The sequence below is a fragment of the Stutzerimonas sp. R40042 genome (genome assembly GCF_026642215.1).
GTDB lineage: Bacteria > Pseudomonadota > Gammaproteobacteria > Pseudomonadales > Pseudomonadaceae > Stutzerimonas > Stutzerimonas frequens.
In genome coordinates this window covers 2,705,729-2,727,756 of record NZ_CP113258.1, presented here as the reverse complement: position 1 = coordinate 2,727,756, position 22,028 = coordinate 2,705,729, and the positions used below count along the sequence as shown (strand labels likewise).

24 protein-coding genes and 2 tRNA genes are annotated in these 22,028 nt (G+C 59.7%); 12 read left to right on the top strand and 14 right to left on the bottom strand.

Translation table 11 applies throughout. From position 1 onward, the window contains the following. Positions 1-13 precede the first annotated feature (13 nt). Complete coding sequence (locus OUY36_RS12800) at positions 14-928, bottom strand: DUF6685 family protein (protein WP_267934537.1); 915 nt, start codon at positions 926-928, stop codon at positions 14-16. 158 nt (positions 929-1,086) lie between these two features. Between OUY36_RS12800 and OUY36_RS12795 the strand changes: the two genes are divergently transcribed. Together OUY36_RS12795 and OUY36_RS12790 are read left to right on the top strand one after the other, a co-directional pair. Then, positions 1,087-1,308, top strand: coding sequence for a DUF2835 domain-containing protein (locus tag OUY36_RS12795; RefSeq protein ID WP_063541030.1), 222 nt, complete (start codon positions 1,087-1,089; stop codon positions 1,306-1,308). A 109-nt stretch (positions 1,309-1,417) separates the two neighbouring features. Next, positions 1,418-2,449 carry a quinone-dependent dihydroorotate dehydrogenase gene (locus OUY36_RS12790; RefSeq protein WP_267934534.1) on the top strand — a complete coding sequence of 344 codons (1,032 nt, stop codon included), beginning with the start codon at positions 1,418-1,420 and terminating at the stop codon, positions 2,447-2,449. A 91-nt stretch (positions 2,450-2,540) separates the two neighbouring features. Here OUY36_RS12790 and rmf read toward each other — a convergent pair whose 3' ends face one another. Then, positions 2,541-2,756, bottom strand: coding sequence for a ribosome modulation factor (rmf, locus tag OUY36_RS12785; RefSeq protein WP_011913504.1), 216 nt, complete (start codon positions 2,754-2,756; stop codon positions 2,541-2,543). Between the two features lie 357 nt (positions 2,757-3,113). Between rmf and rlmKL the strand changes: the two genes are divergently transcribed. Next, on the top strand, positions 3,114-5,291 hold the full coding sequence (gene rlmKL / locus OUY36_RS12780; protein ID WP_267934531.1) for a bifunctional 23S rRNA (guanine(2069)-N(7))-methyltransferase RlmK/23S rRNA (guanine(2445)-N(2))-methyltransferase RlmL: 2,178 nt from the start codon (positions 3,114-3,116) through the stop codon (positions 5,289-5,291). A gap of 22 nt (positions 5,292-5,313) precedes the next feature. On the opposite strand, the gene dacB is transcribed toward rlmKL, so the two are convergent. Beyond that, the gene (gene dacB / locus OUY36_RS12775; RefSeq protein ID WP_267934529.1) at positions 5,314-6,771 is read right to left on the bottom strand and encodes a D-alanyl-D-alanine carboxypeptidase/D-alanyl-D-alanine endopeptidase; all 1,458 of its coding nucleotides are present in this window, start codon (positions 6,769-6,771) and stop codon (positions 5,314-5,316) included. Positions 6,772-7,036: 265 nt separating this feature from the next. On the opposite strand from dacB, the gene OUY36_RS12770 reads away from it, so the two are divergent. Continuing rightward, positions 7,037-7,381 carry a YggL family protein gene (locus tag OUY36_RS12770; RefSeq protein ID WP_110776641.1) on the top strand — a complete coding sequence of 115 codons (345 nt, stop codon included), beginning with the start codon at positions 7,037-7,039 and terminating at the stop codon, positions 7,379-7,381. Here OUY36_RS12770 and OUY36_RS12765 read toward each other — a convergent pair. The 6 genes from OUY36_RS12765 to OUY36_RS12740 form a co-directional block, all read right to left on the bottom strand. After that, positions 7,365-8,354 carry an FUSC family protein gene (locus OUY36_RS12765; RefSeq protein ID WP_394375970.1) on the bottom strand — a complete coding sequence of 330 codons (990 nt, stop codon included), beginning with the start codon at positions 8,352-8,354 and terminating at the stop codon, positions 7,365-7,367. The genes OUY36_RS12770 and OUY36_RS12765 overlap by 17 nt on opposite strands. Before the next feature lie 110 nt (positions 8,355-8,464). Beyond that, positions 8,465-9,796, bottom strand: a complete 1,332-nt coding sequence (locus tag OUY36_RS12760; RefSeq protein ID WP_102840347.1) for a deoxyguanosinetriphosphate triphosphohydrolase — start codon at positions 9,794-9,796, stop codon at positions 8,465-8,467. Positions 9,797-9,966: 170 nt separating this feature from the next. Next, a complete protein-coding gene (locus tag OUY36_RS12755; protein WP_133456809.1) occupies positions 9,967-10,287 on the bottom strand; it encodes a hypothetical protein in 321 nt (106 codons plus the stop codon). Beyond that, positions 10,284-10,664 (bottom strand): phage holin family protein, encoded by a 381-nt coding sequence (locus tag OUY36_RS12750; RefSeq protein WP_102840349.1) that lies wholly within the window; start codon positions 10,662-10,664, stop codon positions 10,284-10,286. Before OUY36_RS12750 ends, OUY36_RS12755 begins: the two co-directional genes overlap by 4 nt. Positions 10,665-10,678: 14 nt before the next feature. Further along, positions 10,679-11,080, bottom strand: a complete 402-nt coding sequence (locus OUY36_RS12745) for a DUF883 family protein (RefSeq protein WP_267934525.1) — start codon at positions 11,078-11,080, stop codon at positions 10,679-10,681. Positions 11,081-11,279: 199 nt separating this feature from the next. After that, positions 11,280-12,536 carry an OprD family porin gene (locus OUY36_RS12740; protein ID WP_110776645.1) on the bottom strand — a complete coding sequence of 419 codons (1,257 nt, stop codon included), beginning with the start codon at positions 12,534-12,536 and terminating at the stop codon, positions 11,280-11,282. Between the two features lie 422 nt (positions 12,537-12,958). Between OUY36_RS12740 and OUY36_RS12735 the strand changes: the two genes are divergently transcribed. Then, on the top strand, positions 12,959-13,210 hold the full coding sequence (locus tag OUY36_RS12735; protein ID WP_102840352.1) for a glutaredoxin family protein: 252 nt from the start codon (positions 12,959-12,961) through the stop codon (positions 13,208-13,210). Positions 13,211-13,280: 70 nt separating this feature from the next. Here the strand turns inward: OUY36_RS12735 and OUY36_RS12730 are convergent. The 3 genes from OUY36_RS12730 to mobA all read right to left on the bottom strand — a co-directional run bounded on the left by OUY36_RS12730 (position 13,281) and on the right by mobA (position 14,369). Continuing rightward, positions 13,281-13,357 (bottom strand) — tRNA-Pro (locus OUY36_RS12730). Positions 13,358-13,492: 135 nt separating this feature from the next. Then, entirely contained in the window at positions 13,493-13,714 is a 222-nt protein-coding gene (locus OUY36_RS12725; RefSeq protein WP_102840353.1) for a YgdI/YgdR family lipoprotein, read from the bottom strand. A 4-nt stretch (positions 13,715-13,718) separates the two neighbouring features. Beyond that, on the bottom strand, positions 13,719-14,369 hold the full coding sequence (gene mobA, locus OUY36_RS12720; RefSeq protein ID WP_267934522.1) for a molybdenum cofactor guanylyltransferase MobA: 651 nt from the start codon (positions 14,367-14,369) through the stop codon (positions 13,719-13,721). A gap of 227 nt (positions 14,370-14,596) precedes the next feature. Between mobA and OUY36_RS12715 the strand changes: the two genes are divergently transcribed. Next, positions 14,597-15,625: an acyltransferase family protein gene (locus OUY36_RS12715; protein WP_102840412.1), complete on the top strand. Its 1,029-nt coding sequence runs from the start codon at positions 14,597-14,599 to the stop codon at positions 15,623-15,625. 57 nt (positions 15,626-15,682) lie between these two features. On the opposite strand, the gene OUY36_RS12710 is transcribed toward OUY36_RS12715, so the two are convergent. After that, positions 15,683-15,997, bottom strand: a complete 315-nt coding sequence (locus OUY36_RS12710; protein ID WP_267934520.1) for an I78 family peptidase inhibitor — start codon at positions 15,995-15,997, stop codon at positions 15,683-15,685. 186 nt (positions 15,998-16,183) lie between these two features. Between OUY36_RS12710 and OUY36_RS12705 the strand changes: the two genes are divergently transcribed. Together OUY36_RS12705 and OUY36_RS12700 are read left to right on the top strand one after the other, a co-directional pair. Further along, positions 16,184-16,585, top strand: coding sequence for a PA2779 family protein (locus tag OUY36_RS12705; RefSeq protein WP_063541042.1), 402 nt, complete (start codon positions 16,184-16,186; stop codon positions 16,583-16,585). After that, complete coding sequence (locus tag OUY36_RS12700) at positions 16,582-17,532, top strand: PA2778 family cysteine peptidase (RefSeq protein ID WP_267934518.1); 951 nt, start codon at positions 16,582-16,584, stop codon at positions 17,530-17,532. The genes OUY36_RS12705 and OUY36_RS12700 overlap by 4 nt, the downstream gene beginning before the upstream one ends. A gap of 6 nt (positions 17,533-17,538) precedes the next feature. Here the strand turns inward: OUY36_RS12700 and OUY36_RS12695 are convergent, their stop codons facing one another. Next, positions 17,539-18,822 (bottom strand): NAD(P)/FAD-dependent oxidoreductase, encoded by a 1,284-nt coding sequence (locus OUY36_RS12695; RefSeq protein ID WP_267934517.1) that lies wholly within the window; start codon positions 18,820-18,822, stop codon positions 17,539-17,541. 167 nt (positions 18,823-18,989) lie between these two features. Here OUY36_RS12695 and OUY36_RS12690 point away from each other — a divergent pair. The 4 genes from OUY36_RS12690 to rpmI all read left to right on the top strand — a co-directional run bounded on the left by OUY36_RS12690 (position 18,990) and on the right by rpmI (position 22,025). Further along, positions 18,990-19,066, top strand: a tRNA-Val gene (locus OUY36_RS12690). 228 nt (positions 19,067-19,294) lie between these two features. Further along, positions 19,295-21,217, top strand: coding sequence for a threonine--tRNA ligase (thrS, locus tag OUY36_RS12685; protein ID WP_102840359.1), 1,923 nt, complete (start codon positions 19,295-19,297; stop codon positions 21,215-21,217). Further along, positions 21,217-21,768, top strand: coding sequence for a translation initiation factor IF-3 (gene infC / locus OUY36_RS12680; protein WP_172974169.1), 552 nt, complete (start codon positions 21,217-21,219; stop codon positions 21,766-21,768). Before thrS ends, infC begins: the two co-directional genes overlap by 1 nt. Before the next feature lie 62 nt (positions 21,769-21,830). Further along, on the top strand, positions 21,831-22,025 hold the full coding sequence (gene rpmI, locus OUY36_RS12675) for a 50S ribosomal protein L35 (protein ID WP_003298367.1): 195 nt from the start codon (positions 21,831-21,833) through the stop codon (positions 22,023-22,025). Positions 22,026-22,028 lie beyond the last annotated feature (3 nt).

Sequence of the window (22,028 nt, the reverse complement as noted above, 5' to 3'; positions counted from 1 at the left end):
TGCCGCGCGGCGTTCAGTTCTGGGCGGGCAACCCGACCTTGAAGCGGGTAATTTGCGGCAGGTCTCGCAGGTAGCGAATCAGGTCCGGTGCTCCGGCCAGCTTGAGCCCTTCACCGATGGCGTTGGCCGTGGGGTCACGCTTCTCCAGCAGAAGCAGTTCCGAATTGCTGGTATCGCGTAGCAGGGTCAGACGCGCATAGGGCACCTGACTGTCGAGAAGCAGGGCCATGAACTCGCGATCGCTCCAGGCCTGGGCGGGCATGGTCACGGCGTGGTAGTCCGCATCCAGCGCGTGAACGCCTGAGCGGTCCAGGCGATAGTCGGTGACGTCCGCCGGCAACATCACTTCCAGGCCGCGCAGGCGCGCATAGGCCACGGCGCAGGCGAAGGCTTCCAGGTGGTGCTCGCCAGCCCAGTACAGCCGTTCGCCCAGCCAGCTGGCCTGGCGCACTTCGATTGGGGCACCGGTATCGAAACCGGGCAGCGCCGCCCCCAGGGTGCGAACGAAATCCTTGTAGCTGATGATTCGAATCTGCCGGCAGGCAGGTGTAGCGGCGAAGGCTTCGAATGTCGCATAGCTGGCACCGCCGCTCTGCGGGCCGCCAAAGCCGTCGATCTGACGGAGATCGAGCTGCAGCCGGATACAGTCCTTGCTGATCAGATGGGTCAGTGCCGCATGGGCGCGGGCTTTGTCTTCCTGCACCGGACCGGAGAGCGCGCCGCGCGGCAGTTCCAGCAGACGTTGCAGGCAAGGGCCGTCAGTCCAGAAAATGCTGGGCTCGGGTTCCGGGAGGCGGCTGAACGGCAGCTGCAGGTTGCTGGCGCGCTGCAGTACCGAATGCGCAGCCTTGGAGCGTAGCCCGAGGCGTTGCGCAAGTCGTGCAATTTGAGTTGTCAGTGAAGGCATTGGCTCGGGCAGGCTCATCATGATGCTTGAGCTCTCAGGGCTACGGCCGAAGTGTGGCAGACCTGTGCGATTTGCGCACGGGCTTTGCTCGATCCGCGGCGGTGCCGCTGCATACGGACCTGACCGACGAGGGAAGGGCGTTGTGGCACTATCGCTGAATTGAACATCAAGGAGCCTCCATGCCGAACCTGGTGCTGGATATCGCGCTGTCCGCCGAGCGAATGAAGGCGGTGTATCAGGGCCATGCGAATCGAGTCCTGATTCGAAGCCGCGACGGCACGCGAGTCAGCTTGCCCGCGCATCACCTGCGCCCGTTTCTGACCCATGAAGGCGTATTTGGTTCATTCGAGCTGGAGTTCGCCGAACAAGGGCAGCTGCTCGGCCTGAGGCGTCTGAAATAGCTCGCAGGTCTCGGTTTGCTGCGGCGCATCCGGATGCTATCGGCAGCGGCTGGACGGTCCTCGTGCTGCTATACTCCGCCACCACATTTCCCGAGACCTTAGGCTGCGTATGTATAACCTGGCCCGCCGGCTGTTGTTCAAGTTATCCCCGGAAACGTCCCATGAGCTTTCTCTCGAGCTGATCGGCGCTGGTGGGCGTCTGGGGCTCAACGCAATGCTGAGTAAAGCGCCGGCCAATCTGCCGGTACGAGTCATGGGGCTGGATTTTCCGAATCCCGTGGGGCTGGCGGCCGGACTGGACAAGAACGGCGAAGCGATTCGTGGTTTGTCGCAGCTGGGGTTCGGTTTCATCGAAGTTGGGACCGTGACGCCGCGCCCGCAGCCTGGCAACCCGAAACCGCGGATTTTCCGCTTGCCGGAAGCCGAAGCGATCATCAACCGTATGGGATTCAACAACCACGGGGTCGATGCCTTGCTGGCACGCGTCGAGGCAGCCAGGTTCAAGGGCGTTCTGGGAATCAACATCGGCAAGAATTTCGATACCCCTGTCGAGCGTGCCGAGGACGATTACCTGCTGTGCCTGGAGAAGGTCTATCACCACGCCAGCTACGTCACGGTCAATGTCAGCTCGCCCAACACGCCGGGCCTTCGCAGCCTGCAGTTCGGTGATTCGCTCAAGCAGCTGCTCGAAGCGCTGCGTCTGCGCCGCGAAGACCTTGAGCTCATGCATGGCAAGCGCGTACCGCTGGCGATCAAGATCGCCCCTGACATGACCGACGAGGAAATCGCGCTGGTAGGTGAGGCGGTGTTCCAGGCCGGTATGGATGCGATCATCGCAACCAACACAACGCTGGGTCGGGAAGGGGTGGCCGGTTTGGCTCATGCGGACGAGGCCGGTGGGCTGTCCGGTGCGCCGGTGCGTGACAAGAGCACGCATACCGTTCGGGTGCTGGCGCAGACGCTCGGCGGGCGCTTGCCGATCATCGCCGTGGGCGGCATCACCGAGGGCAGGCATGCGGCGGAGAAGATCGAGGCGGGCGCCAGTCTGGTCCAGCTCTACTCGGGGTTCATCTACAAGGGGCCGGCGCTGATCAGCGAGGCGGTGGATGCCATTGCGGCCCTGCGCTCGCAGGCACGTTGATTTGTCGGGAAGGGGCTCCTGTTGGAGCCCCTGGGCTTCTAGCCCGCCGCCCGGGTAGGGCGTGCCGTATCAAGTCGGGTGGATCGGTGAATCAGCCGACCGCGTGAAGTTCGTTGAGTCTATGCAGACCGGCCGTGCCGGTCAGACCATCCCAGTTGTCGCCGCGACCCTCCCGCCAGCCGTTGATCCAGGCTTGGCGAACTTGGGGATGGGAGAAAGGACAGAGGTCGCGAGATTTGCCATGTATGCCATGTTGATAACCGCGCAGAAATGCTCGTTCCATCGGATCACGCTTGAGTCTTCTCATTGGGTATTGCCCTCAGTGGTTGACTGGTGTTCCTGTGGCCTCATGGCGAGACCGGGCAGATAGACTGCCAATTGAAGCGCGCTGCCGGCGTGGCGCGCCTCGCCGGCATCGTTGCGATGCCGGCCTAGGACGAGTTCTAACCCAATGCTTGGTACGCTGGAACGATCGTTTTGTCATAAGTAGGTAACGAATCTGTGGATCTACCCATAAGCCGGCCGACCGTTGTGCGTAACCTGCAGTACTGAGCGCGGTCGCAATGCGCACCGGCAATTTTTCGAATCATCTGTAATTCATTCCTGCTGGGCTTGTTCCGACGAAAGGGTCGTGGCGGTCCGAAGCACTCTTTCTGGAACCACCATGACCGATCGCCATGAACTGATACTGACCTGCCCCAAGGGACTCGAAGGCCTGCTACTTGAGGAAGCCACCCAGCTCGGCCTGGAAGAACCCCGCGAGCAGACGGCAGCGGTCCGCGGCTACGGAGCGCTGGACGTAGCGTACCGCCTATGCCTGTGGTCACGTCTGGCAAACCGTGTGCTGCTGGTACTGAGCCGCTTCTCGACGACGGATGCCGAAACGCTCTACCAGGGGGTGCATGCAGTCGATTGGGCGGAGCACATGTTGCCGTCCGGCAGCCTCGCAGTGGAGTTCAGCGGGCGTGGCTCGGGCATCGACAACACGCATTTCGGTGCGCTGAAGGTCAAGGACGCGATCGTCGATCGGCTGCGTACTGCCTCGGGCGAGCGCCCAAGGATCGATAAGCTCGATCCGGATTTGCGGGTACACCTGCGGCTCGACAAGGGACAGGCGGTCCTGTCGCTGGATCTGTCAGGGCACAGCCTGCATCAGCGTGGCTACAGGTTGCAGCAGGGCGCGGCCCCGCTGAAGGAAAACCTGGCAGCGGCGATCCTCATCCGTGCCGGCTGGCCGCGTATCGCCGCTGCGGGTGGTGCGCTGACCGATCCCATGTGCGGCGTGGGTACCTTTCTCGTCGAGGGCGCGATGATGGCGGCCGATATCGCGCCGAACCTCAAGCGCGAGCGCTGGGGATTCAGCGCCTGGCTTGGTCATGTGCCGGCGCTATGGAACCGCTTGCATGAAGAGGCGCGCTCGCGTGCGCAATCCGGTCTGGCCAGAACGCCGCTGTGGATTCGTGGCTACGAAGCCGATCCACGCCTGATCCAGCCTGGGCGCAACAATATCGAGCGCGCCGGGCTGTCGAACTGGATCCGCATCTACCAGGGCGACGTCGGGACTTTCGAGCCGCGCCCGGACCAGAACCAGAAGGGGCTTGTCATCTGCAACCCGCCCTACGGCGAGCGTCTGGGTGACGAGGCGAGCCTTCTTTATCTCTATCAGAACCTCGGCGAGCGCCTGCGCCAGGCTTGCCTCGGCTGGGAGGCCGCCGTGTTCACTGCCGCCCCGGACCTTGGCAAGCGCATGGGGATCCGCAGCCACAAGCAGTATGCATTCTGGAACGGCGCGCTGCCGTGCAAGCTGCTGCTGATCAAGGTCGAGCTGGACCAGTTCGTTACCGGTCAACGCGTTGCCTCCACCGAGTCACAGCCTCAGCAGACCCCGGTGGAGCAGGCACGACTGAGCGAAGGCGGGCAGATGTTTGCCAACCGCTTGCAGAAGAACCTGCGTCAGCTCGGCAAATGGGCGCGTCGCGAGGGCATCGAATGTTATCGGCTGTACGATGCCGATATGCCGGAATACGCTCTCGCGGTCGATCTGTATCGCGATTGGGTGCATGTGCAGGAATATGCTCCGCCACGCTCCATCGATCCGGACAAGGCCCAGGCTCGCCTGCTCGATGCCCTGGCGGCCATTCCGTCGGCGCTGGGCATTGCGCGTGAGAAGGTTGTGGTCAAACGTCGTGAGCGGCAGACCGGCACGCGTCAGTACGAGCGCCAGGCCGCTCAGGGTCAATTTCTCGAGGTCGGCGAGGGTGGCGTCAAGCTGCTGGTCAACCTGACCGACTACCTGGATACCGGCCTGTTCCTCGATCATCGCCCGCTGCGCCTGCGCATCCAGCGCGAAGCGGCCGGGAAGCGCTTTCTCAACCTGTTCTGCTACACCGCGACGGCGACGGTGCACGCGGCCAAGGGCGGAGCGCGCAGTACCACCAGTGTAGATTTGTCCAAGACCTACCTGGATTGGGCGCGGCGCAACCTTTCGCTCAACGGCTTCTCGGACCGCCAGCGGCTGGAGCAGGGAGACGTGATGGCCTGGCTGGAAGCGGATCGCGGCGAATATGACCTGATCTTCATCGACCCGCCGACCTTCTCGAACTCCAAACGCATGGAAGGTGTGTTCGACGTGCAGCGTGACCACGTCGCCTTGCTCGACCTGGCCATGGCGCGCCTTGCTACCGGCGGGACGCTGTACTTCTCCAACAACTTCCGCAAATTCGTGCTGGACGCAAGCTTGGCGGATCGTTACGCGGTAGAGGAAATCACCGCTTCAACGCTGGATGAAGACTTCCGCCGTAATCCGCGCATCCACCGCGCCTGGAAACTCCAGGCACGGTGATGATCAGGTCTGCCTGGAGCGATCAGCGCTGAGCGGTGCTTTCGCCGCGCTGGTTGTACAGGCTGACCAGCACCTGATCGAGAATCGATGAGGCACCCCATGGGCGCGGGTGGTTGAGGATCGCCACTACAGCCCAGACATTGCCGTTGCCGTCTCGGCTGTAGCCCGCGATCGCGCGCACCGTGTTCAGTGTGCCCGTCTTCACATGTGCCTTGCCGGCGACCGGTGTGTTGCGCAGGCGCTTGCGCATGGTGCCGTCGACTGCTGCCAGGGGCATCGACGAGATGAACTCGGCCGAGTAGGGGCTGCGCCAGGCAGCCTGCAGCAGGCTCGCCAGCTCGCGCGCGCTGACCCGCTCGGCACGGGAAAGGCCGGAGCCATTCTCGATCACCAAATGTGGGGAGATCAGTCCCTTCTTTGCCAGCCACTGGCGGATTACTCGCTGGGCCGCCTTCGCATCATCGGCATCCGCGTCGTTGCGGAATGCCGCACCAAGGCTCAGGAACAGCTGTTTGGCCATGGTGTTGTTGCTGTACTTGTTGACGTCACGAATGATCTCGGTGAGGTCCGGCGAGTAGGCCCTGGCCAGCAGGCGGGCACTGCTTGGTACCTGAGCGACACGGTCAGTGCCGAGGATGCTCCCGCCCAGTTCGCCCCAGATGGCGCGTACCGCACCGGCGGCATAGCGTTCGTGATCCAACAGGGAAAGATAGGTCTGCGCGCTGCAGCCAGCGGCGAGCTTGCCAGTGACCACCACGGTAACGCCGTCGCCGTTGGTGACCGGGTTGTACAGCACGTCCGGCCAGCCTGGACACTTGGCCGCCGGCAGCGCCTTAACTCGGTTGTCGACGCGTACGCTGGCGATGGGCGGCTCGACCGCCACGTTCACCTTGCCGCCATCGTTGCGCACGATGAAGCGCAGGGCTTTGAGGTTGACCAGCAATGAATCCGGCCCGACCAGGAACGGCTTGTTCTGGTCACCGCCGTCATCGTCGAATACCGGCAGGTCGGGTTGGACGAAGTGGCTGCGATCCAACACCAGATCGCCAGTGACTTTGCTAACGCCGTTGGCGCGCAGATCGCGCAGCAGCAGCCAGAGCTTCTCCATGTTCAGCTTTGGGTCGCCGCCACCTTTCAGATAAAGATTGCCGTTAAGCACGCCGTCCACTAGCGGACCATCGGAATAGAACTCGGTTTTCCATTGGTGATTGGGACCGAGCAGTTCGAGCGCAGCATAGGTCGTGACCAACTTCATCGTCGAAGCTGGATTGACCGAGACGTCCGCATTGACGTACGTCGGCGCGGCGTCGCCGGTGAGCGGCAGCATGACCACGGACAGCGCATCGCTGTTGATCTTGTTGGCCTTCAATGCCTGCTCTACACGGGCAGGCAGCGTCTGGTTCACGCCGGCCGCATGAATCGGTAGCGCAATGGGCAAGGCCAGAACGGCCAAGGAGATACCACGAAGGATTCTGTTCATTTGCGAGCGCCTCTGAGCGCACACAGGGAGCTGCTGGTGATTCGATTCGGCATGCGATTTCCCACTGCACCAAGGGAACGATTGCGGGCCATTATGCCCGGCCCGTAGAGGCGCTGTGCCTCTATCCGATAAGCGTAGCTGCGTCACACGGATTACTGCAAAACAAGATGGCGAGCCGTTGCGAAGCCGGTTCTCGGTCATCGCCTTGGCATCGGGTTGCTGTTAGAGTGCGCGCCGTCATCACGTAGAAAAAAGGATCGATCCAATGGCTACCAATCGTTCGCGTCGCCTGCGCAAGAAACTCTGTGTCGATGAGTTCCAGGAGCTGGGCTTCGAGATCAATCTCACCTATCGCGACGGTATCGAAAGCAAGGCCGTGGATGACTTCCTGGAAGCGTTCATCAGCGAGGCGATGGAAGCCAACGACCTTGGCTATATCGGCGGTGAAGACTACGGGTTCGTCTGCCTGGCGCGCCGTGGCTCGGTTACCGAGGAGCAGCGCGCCAAGGTGGATGCCTGGCTGAAGGGCCGCGGCGAGCTTGCCGAGTACAGCGTCAGCCCGCTGATGGATGTGTGGTATCCGGAAAACCCGATCAGGACCGAGAAGTAGTCTGCTCGTCGGTTCGTTGCGCTGCTGCCAGCTGGGCTTTCCTTCGTGAGCGCCTGGCCAGCAGCAGATGCAGCAGGTGCATCAGCGCTGCGATGAACAATGCTACGCCTACGCCGATGCTGGCATTGACGAGGCGTATCTGCGGCAGATTCCAGTCCTGCGCTAGAGTTTCCGCAAGCAGCAGGAAGAGCAGGGTGGTCTGCAGCACGAACAGCCCGTAGTGATTCGCCTGGAAGGCCCTGCCGAGTACCACCAGCGGCAGCAGGATCATCACCATCAGCGGTGGGTCGGCCAGGCCATGACCGATGTAGATGAGGATGGCGGCGGCGGCCAGGATTCCGAGGCTGGCCTGCAGGGCACGGACCAGGCTGCGTTCCAGGTCCATCTGCAACGTTGTGAACACCGCCAGCGTCAGCCAGTAGCCTCTCGGCAGCTGCGCCATATTCACAATCACACCGCCCAGCGCGCCGGCCAGCATGTACGTCAGTGCGTGCACTCGCCACTGCCGGATCGGCGTCCGCCTAGCGTGCCGGCGCAGCACGCGCAGAATGCTCAGCAGTCGCGGCATGTACGGCCACATGCGCAGACCATGCATGCCGCGCAAGCCGAATGCCAGCAGTGTCACCCAGAGCCCTCCAAGCGCGAACAGAAAGGCAATTGCGTAGGGGTTGTTGAAGTCGGCAATGCCATGCTGTCCCTGGCCAAGGCACAGACAGATCGCCAGGCCTATTCCCAGCTTGCCCGCCTCGCTGCCGAAGCGCTGAAGCCAGGCCAGGAGCAGCCCGTAGAAGGCGAACAGTCCAAGGCTTATCAGCGGGTGGGTGGCGGACCAGTAGCCCAGGCCGGCGCTACCGGCCCCCAGCGCAATGAGCAGGAGCATGCGCAGCATGCCGAAGCGGTGCAGGGGGTTCGCCTTGGCCGCCTGGAAAGCCCCGACTGTCGCCCAGAGGAATCCGGGGTGGCCGCTGAACAAGCCTAGTAGAAGCGGTAAGGCGCAACCGAAACCGGCCACCATCGCAGCGCCCCAGGCAGGGCGCCCGGGGTGCCAACGGATGCTCTGTCGCAGCAGGCGTTTCATGGACGTCAGACCGGGCTGGAGCGGCCGGTCATTTCGCCGGCCATTTCGGTGGCGTAACTGTCGGTCATTCCGGCGATGAAATCGATCATGCGCAGGAATGACTGATACAGCGGTAGGCCGGGCGCGGGTGCGCTGCGCCCAAGCAGATCGAGGATGCGCTGATTCTTGAAAGAGGGATTGCCTCCGCGGTGCTGTTCCAGTGCTGCACCGCAGAAGGCGTTGAGGAGGATTTCCAGCGTTGTGTAGGCGCCGATCTCGTGCAACGTCTTGCGCTTGTCCTGGAATATCTTCTGACGGGCCATTGCTTTTGCCTGCACGACGCAGGCCTTGGCCGGGCCGTGCATGTGCTCGACCAGATCACCATGAAGCTCGCCTCGCAGCAGGTTGTGCTGCTGCTCGACGAACGCTGTGGCGGCGGCGTTGGTCAGGTGCTCGATCGCCTTGCCGCGCAGAATCGCCAACTTGCGCCGTCGCGAATCGCGTGGCCCCAGCTGGCGATAGGTTTCCGGAATGTCATCGCCCACCAGCCCAAGCAGCAGGGCTTCCACCTCGGCATAGTCGAGCAGCTCCATCTCCAGACCGTCTTCCAGGTCGATCAGCCCATAACAGATGTCGTCGGCTGCCTCCATTAGATAAACAAGGGGATGGCGAGCCCAGCGTTGATCGGCAACCTTGGGCAGGTCTAGCTTCTGCGCGATCTGTTCCAGCAGCGACAACTCGTTCTGATAGCAACCGAACTTGTGCTTCTTGTAGCCGAGCGCCTCGGCGTGACGTGATGTCCATGGGTACTTCAGGTAAGTGCCCAGAGTGGCGTAAGTCAGGCGAGTGCCACCGTCGAACTGGTGATATTCCAATTGGGTGAGTACGCGAAAGCCCTGTGCGTTGCCCTCGAAATTGAGGAAGTCGGCTCGCTGCGAATCCGTCATCTCGTCGAGCCAGCCGCGTCCGGCAGCCTGCTGGAACCAACAGCGAATGGCGTCTTCACCGGAGTGACCGAACGGTGGGTTGCCTATGTCGTGGGCCAGGCAGGCGGATTGAACGATCATCCCGAGATCGGCGGGGCTGCACCATTCTGGCAGCTCATCGCGCAACACCTCGCCGACACGCATGCCGAGAGACCGCCCGACGCAGCTTACCTCCAGCGAGTGGGTCAGGCGTGTATGGATATGGTCGTTGCTTGAAACGGGGTGTACCTGGGTCTTGCGCCCGAGGCGGCGGAACGCCCCGGAGAAAATGATGCGGTCGTGATCCTTGTGAAACGGGCTGCGTCCCAGCTCGTCGCTGCTATGGGCGGACTTGCCGAGTCGTTCACGGGTAAGCAGTGTGTGCCAGTCCAAGGACTATCTCCATATTGCCATCAGCGGGCTGGTGCAAAACTACCATAACCGTCCATCGACCGATCGCTACTATCGCATGAAAGGTGCCGCAGGAGCGCAGGCTGGCCGGCCCTGGGTAAGGCTGCAGAGTAGCGATTGCGGGAGTTCTGCATTGAGCGGGCGAAAGCCGCTCAATGCAGTTTCTGGCGCAGTTTCTGCTGGCCCTTGATCAACGGGTAGAGGGTCAGTGCGATACGAGCCAGTTTTCCGACCTTTCCGAGACGGCGGCCGAATAACGCGAGTGCAACCGTAGCCGCAATCATCACCGGACCCTTGCCAGATGACGTCTCGGCATCGGAGCGGCGAGACGTCATGAAGCTTCTCACCTGCTGCAGAGGGTGGGACAGGGGTTGTGCATGATAAAGCAGCTGCTGGCGGTGCATCTCCATGCGCAGGCGTACCAGATCCTTGCGCATGCTCAGATCGTTAGAAGTGCTCAGTGGCTGGCTCATGGCAGTAGACGCTCCCGATTGCGTTCCAGCTCTTCAAGTGTCGCCTGGAACGGCGCTGCACATTGCTTGGCGAGCGAAACCGCGCGGCTGATGCAGATAATCATCGCCAGTGCATAAACCGCACACAGCGTGAGAATCGCCGCCATTCGATGGGTTTCCCAGAAGGCGATTACGATCGCCGCGGAGAGCCCGACAAGAATCAGAAGGCCAAAGATCAGACTGATTCCCGCGAGAAGAAACAGCCGGAACGTGCGAGCTTTTTCCTCCTGGACCTCGATGCCGATTAGCTCCAGATGACCTTGCAACAGGCCGACAAACGCGCCGCCCAGCTTTTTGAGCGATGGCTTGGGAGCTTCGGTGCCAGGCTTCGCATCCATTGGCGGTACTCCCATCAGCGACGTGTGATCAGACCGAGCAGAAATCCGACGCCTGCAGCGATGCCGATCGATTGCCAGGGATGGGTGTGAACATATTCCTCGGTGCACTGGATCGCAGCCTGGCCCTGCTCGCGCATGGAGCCCTCGCGCTCTTTGAGCATCTCACGAGCCTTGGCGATGTTTGCGTTGATCTTGTTGCGCAGCTCTTCGGTCTGCCCGCCTGCAGATTCCTGCGTGTGTCTAAGGAGGCGTTCGGTATCACCGATGAGTGTATGAAATTCCTCGATCAGCGCATTCTGGGCGGCCTGCAGGTTCCGACGATGGGCGGATGTATCGATCAGGGGGCGGGTGCTCCCAGCGGGACCTTCAGGAATCGGGGTGTTATCGCTGGTGCCGAAAGTGGACTCGGTAGACATGCGCAGCTCCTCTCGAATCTAGGGGCGGAAGGCCCCGTTGCCTCAAGTTTCGAGCGTTGCGTCGTGGCAAAGGTTCCCCGCTTCGTTGAGCGGTGTAGGCAGCGTTTAATTGTTTGGTTTTGGCAGAACGGCAGGGACAAAAAAGAAAACCCGCCGAAGCGGGTTTTCTTGTCTACAGCAGCGAGTGCAGTAGCCGCTATTACATCAGCGGGATGGTGTAGCTGACGATCAGACGGTTCTGATCGATGTCGCTACCGGTGCCGTTGGAGCGGAAGGTGGCGTTACGCCACTTGAGGTTCAGATTCTTCAGCGCACCTTCCTGGAAGGTGTAGCCGATATCGGTATCACGCTCCCACTCTTTGCCATCGCCATTGGCACCGAAGTCATCACCGGTGAGATAGCGGGTCATGAAGGTCAGGCCGGGGATGCCGACGGCGGCAAAGTTGAAGTCGTAGCGAGCTTGCCAGGACTTCTCGTCAGTCTTCGCGAAGTCGCCGATCTGCACGTAGTTGACGAGGTAGGGGTCGATGTTGCCGCCAACGTAGGCGAAACCGGTATCACCGGACATCTTCTGGTAACCCAGACCGAAGCTGTGGCCACTGAGCGAGTAGGTGACCATGGCGCCGAAGGCCTTGTTGTCGACGTTGGTGTTGCCGTCGTCCTTCGAGCGCTGGTAGCGCAGGTCGGTCTTCAGCGACTGGCCGTCAGCAATCGGCAGCACATGAATAAGGTTCAGTGCGTGCTGCTTGTAGAAGTCTTCCAGGTTGCTGTAGTAGTACGAAGCGCTCAGATCCTTGGTGACCTTGTAGGTGCCGCCAAGATAGACAAACTCGTCGGATTCTACGCCGCCAGTACCAGTAATGCTTTTACCGGCATTATTGACGACCATGTCTTCATAGTTCGTCGAGTTGCGGTTGTTGATCTGGTCGATATAACCCAGGTCCAGGGTCAGACCGTCGATCTCGTTGGAAACCAGCTGGCCACCGCGCATTACGGCCGGCAGCAGACGGCTGTCGCTAGTGCCAATCGCCGGGTTCTTCAATTGCAAGGTGCCGACTTTCAGAACGCTCTTGGAAACTTTGGCCTTGGCGGTCAGACCCAGCTCGGAATAATCATCCGGAGCGCGTCCAGAATCACCAACCGGCAGCAGGCCGGTGCCGGTGCGGTCAGGACTGGAATCCAGTTTGACGCCAAGCAGGCCCAATGCATCTACACCAAAGCCCACTGTGCCTTCGGTATAACCCGACTCAACGCGCAGCAGGAAGCCTTGTGCCCATTCATCTTGCTTGGATTGGCCAGCGCCGTCTTGGCGGTTATCACTGTTGTAGTAGAAGTTACGCAGTTCCAGACCAGCCTTGGTGTCTTCGATGAAGGCGGCTTGGGCCATAGTTGGGATAGCCAGTGTTGCTCCCAGAGTGGCGAGGGCCACGCCCCGGGCGATGGGGGTCTTGAGCATTTCTTATTTCTCCTCGTTGGATGATGCTCTGAAGTCGCTCTTTACGGCGCCATGCAATAAAACATTACAGAGGGTTTTCAACCTTTAGACTTTAGTCGTCAAGTCTCGCGAGTCAACGTGCTAGAGCGTCGCACTCGTGCCATCAGTTGATGGGCAGTTCGAATGCGGATCGGTTTCGCGCATTGCGTGAGCCTGGCGGTTAAAGACTAACGGGGTGTCGCCGGACAATCTGCGTTGCCTCGGGTGGCCGCATCCTAGCGTTTTACTTGGGCTGAGTCGAACGGCTCGCTCAAGATCGCCTAATCAGTGGGGGCGATTTCACAGTTTTTGAGTGCTTGCTCCGTTTGGGCAGGACGGGCAGTCGTGGCGGGCTGCGGATCAATTGCTAGAATTTGCGCTGCGAACAGATTCGAGATCAACAGATGCTGCCTGAATGTCAACTTTTCGGAACGCTGGGCTGCCATCTCTGCGAGCAGGCAGAAGAGGTGCTTATGCCTCTTGTCGAGCACGGGTTGCTGGTCGAACTGATGGATATCGCGGACAGCCCGGAATGGGTCGATTATTACGGGCTGCGCATCCCGGTGTTGCGGCGTGTGGATACAGGCGCCGAGCTTGATTGGCCGTTCGAGGCCAATCAGGTTGTCAGTTTTCTCGGTGCGCCACAACGGGAGTGAATGGCGAGCATAAAAAAACCGGCGCTTAGGCCGGCTTTTTATGTGTTCAACTAGTGCTGAACGCGGGATCTGGTCGGAGCGACTGGATTCGAACCAGCGACCTTCTCGTCCCGAACGAGACGCGCTACCAAGCTGCGCTACGCTCCGAAGATGGCGCGCATTCTACAGAAAAAGTTTTGCTGCACAAGACGTTATGCAGGATTTTTTTGATCGAGAGGGCTGCCCAAGGCGAGAGTCATGAGTCCCTGCGCCGCCTCGTTAGAGGGGCGCTGGGACCGAGGTTTATAACTCACGTACGGTGCGCACTTGGTCCTTGTTTACTTTTCCAGGCTTGCCGTCGAGCTGTTCATACTCGTAGAAGCCGGACTCATCATCGAAGTCGGGCCGATCGAGAGTTTGAATTTCCCGACCGTCGTTCAGGGTGATCACGCTTGGGTTGGCGCAGCCGGCGAGCATGCCGAAGCCCAGCGCAAGAACCAGGGTCGCGAAGTAGCGTTGGCGCATGAGGCTATTCCTTCTGAAGTATGGTTAACACATCGGACGGAACGCCCCCAGATGAAGTTCCCAGCGCAAGCTCGGCGGCCGCAAGCAGTTCCGGGGTGTTTAGATTGGCAAGGCGAATGTCGTCTTCGGCGACCCGAACGGCATGCGCTCCGAGCTTCAGTAGAAGCCGCTGCGGGCTGCGCTCGCCGGCCAGCCAATGAGCTTCGACCTCTGGTGTCAACGAGGTCGGGATGATGCTGAACAACGGTTCCCACTGCTGTCCGCGGCGTAGCATGACCGGTTTGCCCGGTGCTGCGATTGCGGCGGAGCAAAGTGATCGAAGCAACTGTTGGTCGATCAGCGGCGTATCGCAGGGCAGCAGCAGCAGCCATTGGCCGCGCGCAGCTGCCAGGCCGGCTCGTATACCCGCGAGGGGGCCAGGGTAATCTTCGCTGATGTCATGCACCAGTCGATCCGCGTAGATCGCATAACGCGATCGGTTGCGGTTGCAGGAAACGAGCAGGTCTTCCGTCAGGGGGCGTACCAGATCGTGCAGCCAGGCGATCAGCGGACGCCCGCGCCATTCGATAAGGCCTTTGTCCCGTCCTCCCATGCGCTGCCCACGACCGCCGGCGAGCAGCAGAATCGAACAGGATGGCAGTCTCGTGTCGGGCACGCTTCGGGTCCGAGTGGGTTGAGGGCTGATCCGGCATGACAAGCCGCTCGCCGAGTGAGCTGCGCCGGCTGTGGGGCATCTGGGGCGAGTTGAGCATGCACAGGAGCGGTCCGCAAGCCCGGGCGCTAAACCAACCGAAAAAGCTGTTGTCTATCTCCACCATCCGCTCGTTCCTGAGTAGTGGATGCCGCCTGCTTATTTGGCTGACATACAAGGAGAACAACACCATGCAGGAGAGAAACGTTTGGGTTGACTATGCCAAGGCGATAGGGATCATCCTCGTTGTGTACGGGCATGTCGCGCGTGGGGTATTCAACGCGGGGTTGCCGATGGATGAGGCAGAGTTCGTGCTGGTGGATAGCATCATCTACAGCTTCCATATGCCGTTGTTCTTCTTTCTGTCGGGGTTGTTCTTCTTTGACTCGCTGCAGAAGCGGGGCAGGGGCGGGTTGATCATCAACAAGATCGATACGATCGCTTATCCGTTTATCGTCTGGTCTCTGCTGCAGGGTTTGTTCGAAGTCGCGCTCTCGAACTACACGAATGGCCAAGTGACTTTGGTCGAGGTTTTCTCGCTGCTGTGGATGCCTCGGGCGCAGTTCTGGTTTTTGTATGCACTGTTCCTGGTGTTCGTGGTTTGCACCTTCCTTTATGCGAAGGCAGACCGCCGGTTCTTCCTGCCGTTTGTAGTGCTGTTTGGTGTGTTGTTCGTTTTCCAGCAGGACCTGACCATCAACAACATGACGCGCTTCATCCTGGGCAATACAGTGTTTTTTGCGTTGGGTGTCTGGTTCAATGAAGTCAAGGCTTTTTTTCTGGCGCGATATTCTTCGCTCACGCTCGTCTTCGGTGCCATGTTCATAGCTGGGCAGTATCTGTTTCACGTGACGTTTGGCATGAATTACACCGATGGTGGTTTGCCGGTCTTGGCCTTGGCCACCGTCTCCATTTTCTTCATGGTCGCGCTGTCAATGTGGCTTGGGCAGTACCGGGTCGACTGGTTGCTGTTCATTGGCGCTTCGTCGATGACCATCTACCTGATGCATATCCTGGCGGGCAGTGGTGTACGCGTGATACTCAGTAAGTTCATGGGGATCGATTCGATTACGGTCCATTTGTTGGTCGGTACGCTGATCGGTACCGCCGCTCCGTTGGTGGCGCAGCTGATCATTAATCGGTACCGACTGCACTTCCTGCTTGCTCCGCCGAAGCGAATTTCGGCATCGCACTTCCGTATGCGCAAAGCTCTTGCGTGATAGAACTCCGGACCGCTCGGCATCATTACCGAGTGGTCCGTGGCAGTCTCGGCTTACTCAACCGCAGCTGACGCGTTCGATCTTCATGTTTGCGTCGGTATTGATGTTGAGTCTCCGCGGATTGTATTCCAGGGTAACGATATCGTCGGGGCGCAGGATCCGTGCTCTTTCGGCATTGGAAAGTTGCCTCGCTTGCTCAAGGACTTCAGGGGTCGCTGTTCTACCTACAAAGTGCTGTACCACATCGGAATTACAATGCCCCTGCCTCTGAGTTGGCGTATCAGCGACCGATGGTTGCGTGGTGCTCTTGCACGCGGCCAATAGCAGCACAGCGGTGGCGATGATCAGAGCATTGCGATTGAGTCGGAACATGACATCTCCTTTCTCTTCTGGGGTTTGGGAACGCGACTATTATGAATAGTGCCGATACGGACGTGATCTGAAGTATGCAGGGCTGCGGGTATTCTGCCGGTACGGCCAGACGGGAACCGAAGCGCTGTTATTGCGTCTGATGGCGTTGTGCAATCCAGCAGTCAACGAAAACAAGGAGTGACCACGATGTTCAATTCCCCACTGCTCAAGCGTATCGCGGCGATGCTCGCCGCCCTGCATCTGCTTTTGGTGGCTCAGATCCCATTGGCGCAAGCGGCCATGATCGGTACGCCGGAAGTCGTTACGGAACAACAGCAGCAGGTGGATCGGCAGCAACTGCTGACCATGCTGGACGACCAGGACGTGCAGAAGAAGCTCGAATCGATGGGTGTTGAGCGTGACCAGGTCGAGAAGCGCATCAATAGCCTGACTGCGGCCGAACTGGCGCAATTCAATCAGCAGCTTGATCAGGCGCCTGCTGGTGCCGGCGTCGTCGGCGTGATCGTTCTGTTCCTAGTCATCTTCATCATCACTGACATGCTCTGCGCGACCAACATCTTCAATTTCGTCAATTGCATCAACCGTTGAGTCGACTGCTGCTGGTACTGCTGTTGGCCGGACTGGTCGGAGGCTGTGCATCGTCGAGAATTTCCATCGACGATGCAGGCCTTCCGTCTGCGGCTGAGCTGACCGAAGTGCCGTTCTACCCGCAGGAAGCCTATCAGTGCGGGCCGGCTGCGCTTGCTACCATGCTGGCGCAGCGGGGCATTCCTGCTGATCCGGATGTGCTCGTGGATCAGGTGTACATCCCAGAGCGAAGGGGCAGCCTTCAGGTGGAAATGGTCGCCGCAGCGAGGGCGGCGGGGCTTCTGGTATATCCGCTGCGCTCGCGCCTGGAGGACGTGCTGGCGGAAGTGGCGGCCGGCAATCCAGTTCTGGTTCTGCAGAACCTGGCGTTCGATCGGTGGCCGCAATGGCATTTCGCCGTTGTGGTGGGTTACGACCTTGTCGAACAACGGCTCGTGTTGCGCTCTGGTACCACCGAGCGTTGGATCGCCTCCTTTCGCGACTTCGAACGCACCTGGTCCAAGGCCGAGCGGTGGGCCGTCGTGACGCTTAAGCCGGATCAGCTTCCGGCGACGGCACGAGAAACCGTCTGGTTGCGTAGTGCAAGTGATCTCGAGGAGGTTGGGCAAGTACGCCCGGCGAGAGTCGCCTACGAGGCGGCGGTTGCTCGTTGGAGATCTTCGCTCGGGTTATTTGCGCTGGCCAACAGTCAGTACGCGGCCGGGCAGAAGGAAATGGCGGAGCGGTCGTTGCGGGATAGCATCGCTACGGACCCAGGCTTCGCCATTGGCTGGTTCAATCTTTCGCATGTGCTGGCCGAGCGTGGATGCCATGTCGGTGCGCAGCAGGCGCGGTCCTGCGCTAAGCGTCTAGCGCCAGACGACCCTCGTTTCGATGCGCCGCTGCCGGCAGTCACGCGGGAGTCGCCAGCATCGTGCCAGCCGGCGCCGCCGTGCGGTGCTCGCTAGGTATCATCAGAAGCCCAGTCTGTCGCGCAGGCTGTAATAAAGAGCTCCAAGTGCGCTGAGTGGCGCCTGGAAGCGTTGCCCGCCAGGAAATGGATAGTGGGGGAGGCTGGCGAATGCATCGAATCGCTCAGCCTGGCCGCTCAATGCTTCGGCGATGACCTTCCCGGCAACATGGGTGTAAGTGACACCATGCCCACTGCAACCCTGCGAATAATAGATATTGTTGCCCAGGCGGCCAACCTGAGGCAGTCGGGAGAGCGTGAGCAGGAAGTTGCCGGTCCACGCGTAGTCGATACTCACCTTGGCCAGCTGCGGGAACGTCTTGAGCATTTTGGGGTGGATAATCGATTCGATGTCAGCAGGGTCTCGAGCTCCGTAGACGACCCCCCCGCCATAGATAAGGCGCTTGTCGGCCGAGAGGCGGTAGTAATCGAGCAGGTAGTTGCAGTCTTCCACGCAGTAGTCCTGAGGGAGGAGGCTGCGCGCTAGTTCGTCATCGAGCGGCTCAGTGGCAATCACCTGGGTTCCGCAGGGCATGGACTTGGCGGCTAGCTCCGGTATCAGATCGCCCAGATAAGCGTTGCCGGCGACCACCACGAATTTTGCACGGACATTGCCGGTGGGGGTGTGTATCAAAGGCTGTTCGCCTCGCTCGATTCGTACGGCGGGGGAGTTTTCGTATACGACGCCGCCTAACGATTCGACGGCAGCGGCTTCGCCGAGCGCCAGATTAAGCGGATGGATATGGCCGCCTTGCTTGTCGAGCATGCCGCCGATGTACCGATCACTGGCTACGACCCGCTTGATGCCCTGCTCATCGAGCAGCTCCAGCTGGTGGTAGCCATATCGTTCCCACAGTGCCTTCTGTGCTTCGAGGTGATGCATCTGTTTCTGGCTTAACGCCGCAAACACGCCGCCGTCCTTCAGATCGCACTGGATGTTGTAGCGTGCGACCCGCTCGCGGATGATCCTGCCGCCCTCGAAGGCCATTTGACCGATCAATTTGGCGGCCGAGCTATCGACGCTTCGTTCGATGCTGTCGAGGTCGCGGCTGTAGCTGTTGACGATTTGCCCTCCGTTGCGGCCAGAGGCGCCAAAACCGACCTTCGCCGCTTCCAGGACAGTTACGCTGAAGCCCTTTTCGAGCAGGAACAGCGCGGTAGAAAGCCCGGTATACCCGGCGCCGATGACACATACATCCGTTTGCTTCGCTTCTTGCAGTGTCGGGCGTTCCTTGGTCATGTTTACGGTGGCGGCGTAATAGGAGGCCGGGTAGGGAGTGTTCGGCATATTGGAATCTCTGTTCTGAATCTTTTACGCATGCTAGCGCTTAGTCGCACGACTCGCCAGTGACTGAGCGCTGATAGGGGCTTTTTCAAATTTTCCAAATATCAGTGAGTTAGCTGAAAAAACCGCTTGACCTTTTTTTTCGAGTCTTTAGAATGCGCCCCCATCGAAGGCACATAGCTCAGTTGGTTAGAGCACCACCTTGACATGGTGGGGGTCGTTGGTTCGAATCCAATTGTGCCTACCAATTCGAATAAAAGGGTCGCGCAAGCGACCCTTTTTTTTGGCTCGCTTGTCAGGATCTCGGCATTCTGAAAGTATCGCCAGTCGTGTTTTCCCAGTGACTTCGGTCCGGTCGAGAGTAAGCCTTCAGGCTCCTGCCACTGTGCGGTGGGAATGCTCGCCGGGTCGCTTTCCTGGCTCATCCCAACCCATGTGGCCTTTGGTACGGGTCACCACTAGGAGAGGAGGCGCCATGCCCACTATTACTCTTCCCGATGGCAGTCAGCGTTCGTTCGATCACCCGGTTACCGTGGCTGAGGTGGCTCAGTCCATTGGTGCTGGCCTGGCCAAGGCGACGCTCGCCGGTAAAGTCGACGGTAGATTGGTCGATGCCTGTGATCTGATCGACGCGGATGCTTCGTTGCAGATCATTACGCCTAAGGATGAGGAGGGGCTGGATATCATTCGCCACTCCTGTGCGCACCTGATCGGTCATGCAGTAAAACAGCTGTATCCGACTGCGCGCATGGTTATTGGGCCGGTCATCGATGAAGGCTTTTATTACGATATCGCCTATGAGCGGCCCTTTACGCCTGATGATGTCGCGGCCATCGAGCAGAGGATGCGTGAGCTGATCGAGCGTGATTACGATGTCGTCAAGAAGATGACTCCGCGCGCCGAAGTCGTCGAGGTCTTCAAGTCCCGGGGCGAGGATTACAAGCTGCGTTTGATCGAGGATATGCCCGACGAGCAGGCGATGGGTTTGTACTACCACGAAGAATATGTCGACATGTGCCGAGGCCCGCATGTGCCGAATACCCGTTTCCTCAAGGCATTCAAGCTGACCCGCATTTCCGGGGCATACTGGCGTGGTGACTCAAAGAACGAACAGCTGCAGCGCATCTACGGCACCGCTTGGGCCGACAAAAAGCAGCTGGCCGCTTACATCCAGCGCATAGAGGAGGCCGAGAAGCGCGATCATCGTCGCATCGGCAAGCAGCTCGACCTCTTTCATACGCAAGAGGAAGCGCCGGGTATGGTCTTCTGGCATCCGGCCGGCTGGACCCTGTACCAGAACCTCGAGCAGTACATGCGTCAGGTGCAGCGCGAGAACGGCTATCAGGAGGTGCGTACGCCGCAGGTGGTCGATCGTATCCTGTGGGAAAAGTCTGGGCATTGGTCCAACTACGCCGAGAACATGTTCACCACCTCGTCGGAGAATCGCGATTATGCGGTGAAGCCGATGAACTGCCCGTGTCATGTGCAGATCTTCAACCAAGGCCTGAAGTCCTATCGTGATTTGCCGCTGCGCATGGCTGAGTTCGGCGCCTGCCACCGTAACGAGCCTTCCGGCGCGCTACACGGCATCATGCGTGTGCGCGGCTTCACTCAGGATGATGCGCACATCTTTTGCACCGAAGAGCAGGTGAAGAAGGAGGCTGCCGACTTCATCAAGTTGACGCTCAAGGTCTATGCCGATTTCGGTTTCAGCGACATCGCCATGAAGCTCTCCACTCGTCCAGCCAAGCGTGTCGGCTCCGATGAGTTGTGGGATCGTGCAGAGGGTGCGCTGGCCGAGGCGCTCAACGAGTCCGGGCTGGCATGGGAATATCAGCCGGGCGAAGGAGCATTCTACGGACCGAAGATCGAGTTCACCTTGCGTGATTGCCTGGGGCGTAATTGGCAATGCGGCACCCTGCAGTACGATCCGAACCTGCCTGAGCGCCTGGATGCCAGTTTCGTCGCTGAAGATAATAGCCGCCAGCGGCCGGTGATGCTGCACCGTGCCATTCTCGGTTCGTTCGAGCGTTTCATCGGTATGCTCATCGAGCACTACGCTGGCGCATTCCCTGCTTGGCTCGCTCCGACTCAGGCGGTGATCATGAATATCACCGACAAGCAGGCTGCGTTTGCCATGGAAGTCGAGAAAAGCCTTGTCCAAAGCGGATTCCGTGCCAAGTGTGACTTGAGAAACGAAAAGATCGGCTTTAAAATCCGCGAGCATACTTTGCTCAAGACTCCTTATCTCTTGGTTATCGGGGATCGGGAGGTTGAGACTCGATCCGTTGCTGTGCGCACCCGTGAAGGCGTCGATTTGGGCTCCATGCCCCTCGATCAATTCGCGCAGCTGTTGGCACAGGCGGTTTCCCGGCGTGGTCGCCAAGAATTGGAGTAATGACTATTAAGCGTGAAATGAGACAGGATAAACGAACTGCACCCAAGGCCCCGATCAACGAGAATATCTCGGCTCGTGAGGTCCGTTTGATTGGCGCTGATGGCGAGCAGATTGGCATCGTCTCGATTGATGAAGCGCTGCAGGTTGCAGAAGAGGCCAAACTGGATCTGGTTGAGATCTCTGCCGATGCGAATCCTCCGGTGTGCCGGATCATGGATTACGGCAAGCACCTTTTCGAGAAGAAGAAGCAGGTCGCTGCGGCGAAGAAGAACCAGAAGCAGGTTCAGGTCAAAGAAGTAAAGTTTCGTCCAGGGACGGAGGAGGGGGACTACCAGGTCAAGCTACGTAACCTGGTGCGTTTCCTGAGTGACGGGGACAGGGCCAAGGTATCCTTGCGATTCCGCGGTCGTGAGATGGCTCATCAGGAGCTGGGGATGGAACTGTTGAAGCGGGTCGAGACAGATCTCGCTGAATACGGTTCGGTCGAGCAGCATCCGAAGATGGAAGGACGCCAGCTGATCATGGTCATCGCTCCCAAGAAGAAAAAGTAACCTCCAGGGCACTGGCAGGCCTTGCGGTTATTTGTAATCACCCACAATGTGGAGTACCGAACATGCCAAAGATGAAAACCAAAAGTGGTGCTGCGAAGCGCTTCAAGAAGACTGCTAACGGCTTCAAGCACAAGCACGCTTTCAAGAGCCACATCCTGACCAAGATGACCACCAAGCGTAAGCGTCAGCTGCGCGGTTGCTCGCAAGTGCATCCGTCCGACGTCGCAAAAGTGGAGCGCATGCTGCGCGTTCGTTGATCC